The sequence below is a fragment of the Blautia hansenii genome (genome assembly GCF_013304445.1).
Classification (GTDB): domain Bacteria; phylum Bacillota; class Clostridia; order Lachnospirales; family Lachnospiraceae; genus Blautia.
The window spans coordinates 272,870-279,072 of the sequence record NZ_JAAITA010000002.1 but is presented as its reverse complement, the minus strand read 5'-3'; the positions used below and the strand labels follow the sequence as shown (position 1 = coordinate 279,072).

5 protein-coding genes and 6 tRNA genes are annotated in these 6,203 nt (G+C 41.0%); 10 read left to right on the top strand and 1 reads right to left on the bottom strand.

Going from position 1 to position 6,203, the window contains the following annotated elements; all coding sequences use genetic code 11:
- Positions 1 to 143: 143 nt before the first annotated feature.
- The 8 genes from G5A70_RS03345 to G5A70_RS03310 all read left to right on the top strand — a co-directional run bounded on the left by G5A70_RS03345 (position 144) and on the right by G5A70_RS03310 (position 2,607).
- Positions 144 to 216: transfer RNA gene (locus tag G5A70_RS03345), tRNA-Asn, on the top strand.
- 13 nt (positions 217 to 229) lie between these two features.
- A tRNA-Glu gene (locus G5A70_RS03340) sits at positions 230 to 301 on the top strand.
- A gap of 27 nt (positions 302 to 328) precedes the next feature.
- Positions 329 to 401, top strand: a tRNA-Thr gene (locus tag G5A70_RS03335).
- A gap of 4 nt (positions 402 to 405) precedes the next feature.
- A tRNA-Ile gene (locus G5A70_RS03330) sits at positions 406 to 479 on the top strand.
- A 36-nt stretch (positions 480 to 515) separates the two neighbouring features.
- A tRNA-Asp gene (locus G5A70_RS03325) sits at positions 516 to 589 on the top strand.
- A gap of 28 nt (positions 590 to 617) precedes the next feature.
- Positions 618 to 704 (top strand) — tRNA-Leu (locus G5A70_RS03320).
- Positions 705 to 777: 73 nt separating this feature from the next.
- Positions 778 to 1,713 (top strand): acyltransferase family protein, encoded by a 936-nt coding sequence (locus tag G5A70_RS03315; protein WP_173747993.1) that lies wholly within the window; start codon positions 778 to 780, stop codon positions 1,711 to 1,713.
- 417 nt (positions 1,714 to 2,130) lie between these two features.
- Entirely contained in the window at positions 2,131 to 2,607 is a 477-nt protein-coding gene (locus G5A70_RS03310; protein WP_173747990.1) for a hypothetical protein, read from the top strand.
- Between the two features lie 71 nt (positions 2,608 to 2,678).
- On the opposite strand, the gene G5A70_RS03305 is transcribed toward G5A70_RS03310, so the two are convergent.
- Entirely contained in the window at positions 2,679 to 3,467 is a 789-nt protein-coding gene (locus G5A70_RS03305) for a sulfite exporter TauE/SafE family protein (protein ID WP_173747988.1), read from the bottom strand.
- Positions 3,468 to 3,585: 118 nt separating this feature from the next.
- On the opposite strand from G5A70_RS03305, the gene G5A70_RS03300 reads away from it, so the two are divergent.
- Together G5A70_RS03300 and rho are read left to right on the top strand one after the other, a co-directional pair.
- On the top strand, positions 3,586 to 4,464 hold the full coding sequence (locus G5A70_RS03300; protein ID WP_173747985.1) for a LysR family transcriptional regulator: 879 nt from the start codon (positions 3,586 to 3,588) through the stop codon (positions 4,462 to 4,464).
- 254 nt (positions 4,465 to 4,718) lie between these two features.
- Positions 4,719 to 6,140 carry a transcription termination factor Rho gene (gene rho, locus G5A70_RS03295; RefSeq protein ID WP_173747983.1) on the top strand — a complete coding sequence of 474 codons (1,422 nt, stop codon included), beginning with the start codon at positions 4,719 to 4,721 and terminating at the stop codon, positions 6,138 to 6,140.
- The last annotated feature ends 63 nt before the right edge of the window (positions 6,141 to 6,203 follow it).

Sequence of the window (6,203 nt, the reverse complement as noted above, 5' to 3'; positions counted from 1 at the left end):
GGAAGTGCAGCAATGTATGGAGCTGACTGCTACTAATCGGTCGAGGGCTTGACCTAATAGCTTAGAAAGCTAAGCGAAACGGTAAGTTGGAATTGGTTTGGTTTTGTGTATGCGGTTTTGAAGGTATAGTGTGAAATGAATATTCCTCCTTAGCTCAGTCGGTAGAGCATGCGGCTGTTAACCGCAGTGTCGTTGGTTCGAGTCCAACAGGGGGAGTTTTTTAATATCTGGCTCCTTGGTCAAGCGGTTAAGACATCGCCCTTTCACGGCGGTAACACGGGTTCGATTCCCGTAGGAGTCATTTAGCTGTTTAGCTTCACAATGAGATGCCGATGTGGCTCAATTGGCAGAGCAGCTGATTTGTAATCAGCAGGTTATCGGTTCGAGTCCGATCATCGGCTTTTTGGACCTTTAGCTCAGTTGGTTAGAGCAACCGGCTCATAACCGGTCGGTCCTGGGTTCGAGTCCCCGAAGGTCCATTCAGTTAAAGGTATCAGATAAATAATTACATATATGGCCCAGTGGCTCAGTTGGTTAGAGCGCCGCCCTGTCACGGCGGAGGTCGAGAGTTCGAGTCTCTTCTGGGTCGTTCAAAATGTGAAAGCATTTTGAGGAATGCCGCAGTGGCGGAACAGGCAGACGCACAGGACTTAAAATCCTGCGGGACTTATACTCCCGTACCGGTTCGATTCCGGTCTGCGGCATTAATTAAAAGTTGTAAGATATTGTATATGCAATGTCTTACAACTTTTTTTGCGAAAAAAGGAGTAAATACAAATGAAAAAGGAAAAAGTGAATGATAAGTCACAAAACAGGTATATTGCAGGAATAGATGGACTCAGAGCAATTGCAGTTTTAATGGTATTTGCATATCATTTAAAACTTCCCATAGCAAAGGGGGGCATTATCGGAGTAACTATTTTTTTCGTGATATCAGGTTTTCTGATTACCCATATTTTATTGACGGAATTAGAGAATACAGATACAGTTAATCTTAAGAATTTTTGGATTCGAAGAATCAGAAGATTATTTCCTGCGATTCTAACAATGGTGACGTGTTTAATATTTGCAAGTGCACTGTTTGACAGGGCTTTATTTACAAAGGCATGTTCTGACTTGCCGTCTGCACTTTTGGGATATAATAATTGGTGGCAGATTTATAATCATGTTTCATATTTTGAAAATGCAGGTGCACCGTCACCGCTTACACATTTTTGGTCTTTAGCCATTGAAGCGCAATTTTATCTTGTATATCCTGTTTTATTTAAATGCATTAGTAAGCATAAAAATAGAAAAAAAGTGCTGACTGGCATTACCATAGCAGGTGCAATTGTTTCCTTGTTGTTATTAGGCTTTTTATTTAACCCATCTAAAGATCCGAGCAGATGTTACTACGGAACAGATACTCGAGCTTTTTCTCTCCGTTTTGGTGCCGTGTTGGCCTTACTGGTAGAAAAAAGTCAAATATCAGAAGAAAAATCTAAAGGAATGAGAGATTTTGCAGGTATTCTTTCTGTGCTGGTTCTTATTTATATGATGAGTGCTGTTGATGGATACAGCAGCTTTTTATACAGAGGAGGACAGGGAATGGTTTCCCTGCTGGCTGTCCTGGTAATTTACTCTCTTTTAAATCCCTGCAGTATTTTAAATAAGGTGTTGGGATTTCCAATCTTAAGATGGATTGGTGAGCGTTCTTATGGCATTTTCCGGTGATTTTATTACTTAGCAATGGTAAAAAAAGCAGTTGGTGGTTAATGCTGATTGAGGTTTTATTCACCTTTCTTTTTGCAGCATTATCTTATCATTATATTGAAACCCCTATACGATATGGAACAATCAGAAAGAACATTGCAATTATAAGAAGGAGAGTCAGAACAAAAGGGGAACGTAAAAACCAAGTCAGAGTTTTGAAACGCTGTCTTCTTATTGGTCTGGGTGTGTGTCATAGAAACCGGAATGATACTGTGTATTGCATTTGTACCAAAAGAAAAGGTGCTAAGTCATATTGACAGTTTGGAATCCCAAGCAGAGAAAGCTGAAAAATCCAAGGAAGAACATGCTTCGGTACAGAAAGAAACAAAAGAGCAGAAAGAGGAAACTGTTATATCAGATGAGGAAATTCTGAAAAATTTGAATTTGTTACTGATGGGGGATTCAATTGCAATGGGGGCAACAGATGAATTTTATGAAGTATTCCCCAATAGTATCAGTGATACGGCCGTTAGTCGATATACAACAGAAAGTTTTGATTTGTATGATTCCTATGTAAATGAAAAAGGCTGGAATGGAGATGGTGTTATTTTTGCACTTGGAACGAATGGACTGCTTTACAATTCTCTTGATACATTAAGAGAAAAAATTGGTCCCGAAAGGCCCTTTTTTGTTATTACAGCGAGAGCACCTTATACGAGCTGGGAACAGTCTAATAATGCGGAAATATATGAGTTTGTTAAATCTACGGATTATACCTATCTTATTGACTGGTATAAGGAAAGCGAAGGTCATTCAGAATATTTTGTTGAGGACGAGACGCATTTAACTTCTGAAGGGGCACAGGCCTATATAAATTGTATAAAAAAAGCAGTTCTGGAAGTTTTCAAAAAATAGAAATAGGAACTATCACTTTAAATATAGAAACATTTCTGAGTTTTGTTTAAAGTGATAGTTCCTAAAATTTTTTATCCCACAAATTTAATAATATTGTAGATATTGATAAAGATAATTAAAACCATTAATCCGATAAACAATTTGTCCACGGTTTTGTCGTCGATTTTTTTATTGACTTTCCTCCCGCAGGCGCCTCCGGCAATACCGCCGACTACCATGAATACCAGTGTGATAAGCTGGAAATCGGGGACGCTTTTGGTTACCAGCGAAGACAGCAGGCTGGCTATCTGGGAAAAGAAAATAATATACAGGGAGTTTTCTGCTGCAACCTTGGTGGTCATGGAGAAGAAGAAGAACAGGACTACCAGATTGATAGGACCTCCGCCGATTCCTAAGAAGGAGGAAAGTATACCCAGGAAAACACCGATACCGATACAGGCAACAGGATTGCTTATATGGCAGGTTTTGATACGCGCCTTGTAAATGGTGTAAATCAGAGTTCCCAGGGTAACAGCCAACAGACAGGCGGCTTGTACAGCGCCTACTTTGTTTTTGTCAGGACTGAGAGAGGAAATAAGGGAAAACATGGATTTTCCCAGAAGTCCTCCTGCAGCTGCTCCCAATGCAAGGGGCAGACCGGTTTTCTGTTCTACATGAGATTCTCCGCTGCATTTGTTCTTGATAACGGAATATGTAGTCATGGAAAGTACAGTACAGCCGGACAGAAAACTGATGGTAGCCACATCCATAATGCCAAAGGCATCTAACACGGGTTTTATAATTACACCGCCGCCAATACCGCAAATAGCCCCGATAACTGAGGCTGAGAAGCAGATTAGAAAAATTAATAATAGTACCATTACAATACCTCACTTTTATATAGTCATATCTATTCTAGCCTTTTAGTGGATATATAACAATTCTTATGTTATTATAATATATATAATAAAAAACTTATGTATTGTGCGGGAGATAACAATGACACTTAGACATTTGCGTATTTTTTCAGAAGTATGTCGGCAGGAGAGCATTACGCTTGCTGCCGAGAGCATGAATATGGCACAGCCGGCGGTGAGTTATGCCATTCGGGAATTGGAAAGCTATTATGGAACAAAATTGTTTGAACGTATGAATAGAAGGCTGTATATCACGGAGTCAGGGGAACAGCTGCTTTTGTACGCAGATTCCATTCTTTCCCAGTTTGATGAGGCCAGGGATGTGCTGCGGGATGTACACGCAGTCACGCGGGTCCGAATTGGGACGAATGTATCTTTTGGTATCAGTGCATTTCCAAAGATATTTTCAGAATTTTCCCGGAGATATCCTCAGATTCCTCTTTATACCAAGGTAGAGAATTCCCGGCAGATAGAAGAACATCTCATGAGGAATGAACTGGATTTCGGAATTATGGATTATCCGCTCAATCCCCGCTTCTTTGTTTGCAGTCCCATAGGAAAGGACAGTATGACGGCAGTATGTGCACAGGATTATCCTGTAAAAGAGAGTATAACAATGGAAGAGCTGTGTGAACATCCGTTGCTGCTGAGGGAAAAGGGCAGCGGGTCCAGAAATATGGCAGAGGGATTTATGGAAAAGTATAAAAGAAAGCAGAACATTGTTATGGAGAGTATTAGTGTACAGAGTCTGATAGAAGCCTGCAGCAGTAAAATGGGAATTCTGATGATTTCCAGGTCTATTGTAGAACCTTTTATGGAGAACCACAGGTTGAAAGAAATAAAAATTCAGGGGACACAGCCGGCAAGAGAGTATTATTTTGTTCATCACAAAAGTAAATTTTTAACAAGAAGCATGAAAGATTTTCAGGAATATATGACAGCACAGTCGGGGCAGTCATAGGGAAAATGTACAAAAATAAGTAGATGGGGAAAGAAAGCCAACAAATACTTTGCAAAAAAGGAAAAGTGTGTTATGATAAGCTATATATCAAAGATATGCAGTTACAAAGTCAAAAGCAAACACAAATTCATGTCAATTCAGACGGATTTTCCTGTTTAGTGTAAAAGGTAAAATAAGGTTTCATTTATAGTACAATCAGTAAACGATTGATTTTGTTCCAGAATAATAAATTGAATTTCAGAAAGGAATATAAAATGAGAGAAAAGTATGATTCCCTGTCTCTGGGAGCATTAAAAGAAATTGCAAAGGCAAGAGGTTTAAAAGGCATTTCCACGCTGAAAAAAAGTGAACTGGTAGAGCGGATGGTTCAGGAAGACGAAAAGGACAGGAAAGCAGCAGAACAGAAAAAACAGGAGGAAACCGGAGCAGAAACCACAGTAGAGAGAAAGGCGGAGTCCAGAACAGAGGTAAGAGAGGAAAGGAAACCTGCAGTAAGAGAAGATGGACAGGATAATCGAAATAACAGAGCGCCCATGGAGCAGTCTGAACTGGACAGCGGTATTACGGTAAAGGGAATTCTGGAGGTACTGCCGGACGGATACGGATTTATCCGGAGCGACAATTATCTTCCGGGGGATAATGACGTGTATGTTTCCCCGTCCCAGATTCGCAGATTCAATCTGAAAACAGGCGATATTTTAAGAGGAAACACAAGGGTGAAAAGTCAGAACGAGAAGTTTTCTGCTCTTTTGTATGTGACCCACATCAACGGAATTAAGGCAAATGAAATGCAGCGTATGAATTTTGAGGATATGACCCCGATTTTCCCAAATGAGAGGCTGCATCTGGAACGTCCGGGCGGAAGTATGGCTATGCGCATTACAGACCTTGTAAGTCCTATCGGAAAGGGACAGAGGGGAATGATTGTATCTCCGCCCAAAGCAGGTAAGACAACCCTTTTAAAGGACGCGGCAAAATCCATTCTTCGGAACAATCCGGAAATGCACCTGATTATTCTGCTGATTGATGAGCGTCCGGAAGAGGTTACAGATATAAAGGAGGCCATCAAAGGCAAAAACGTGGAAATTATTTATTCTACTTTTGATGAACTGCCGGAGCATCACAAGCGTGTGTCTGAAATGACCATTGAGCGTGCAAAACGTCTGGTAGAACACAAAAAAGACGTTACGATTTTCATCGACAGTATTACAAGACTGGCAAGGGCATATAACCTGACAGTTCCCCCAAGCGGACGTACCCTTTCCGGTGGTCTTGACCCGGCTGCCCTGCATATGCCCAAGCGTTTCTTCGGTGCGGCCAGAAACATGAGAGAGGGCGGAAGTCTGACCATTCTGGCAACTGCACTGGTGGATACAGGAAGCAAGATGGATGACGTTGTGTACGAAGAATTTAAGGGGACCGGTAATATGGAACTGGTGCTGGACAGAAAACTCCAGGAAAAGAGGGTTTTCCCGGCTATCGACATTGCAAAATCCGGAACAAGAAGGGAAGACCTGCTTTTGAACAGGGAAGAACAGGAAGCCGTGGACATTATGCGGAAAGCCTTAAACGGCATGAAGTCAGACGAAGCTACGGAAAATATTCTGAATATGTTTGCCAGAACAAGGGACAATGCAGAATTTGTACAGATGGTGAAAAAGCAGAGGATTCTTTAAAGAAAACCCTAATAAGCCTTGCATTTGGTGTCAGAATATGCTATAATGCAAAAGCTGTTTGAA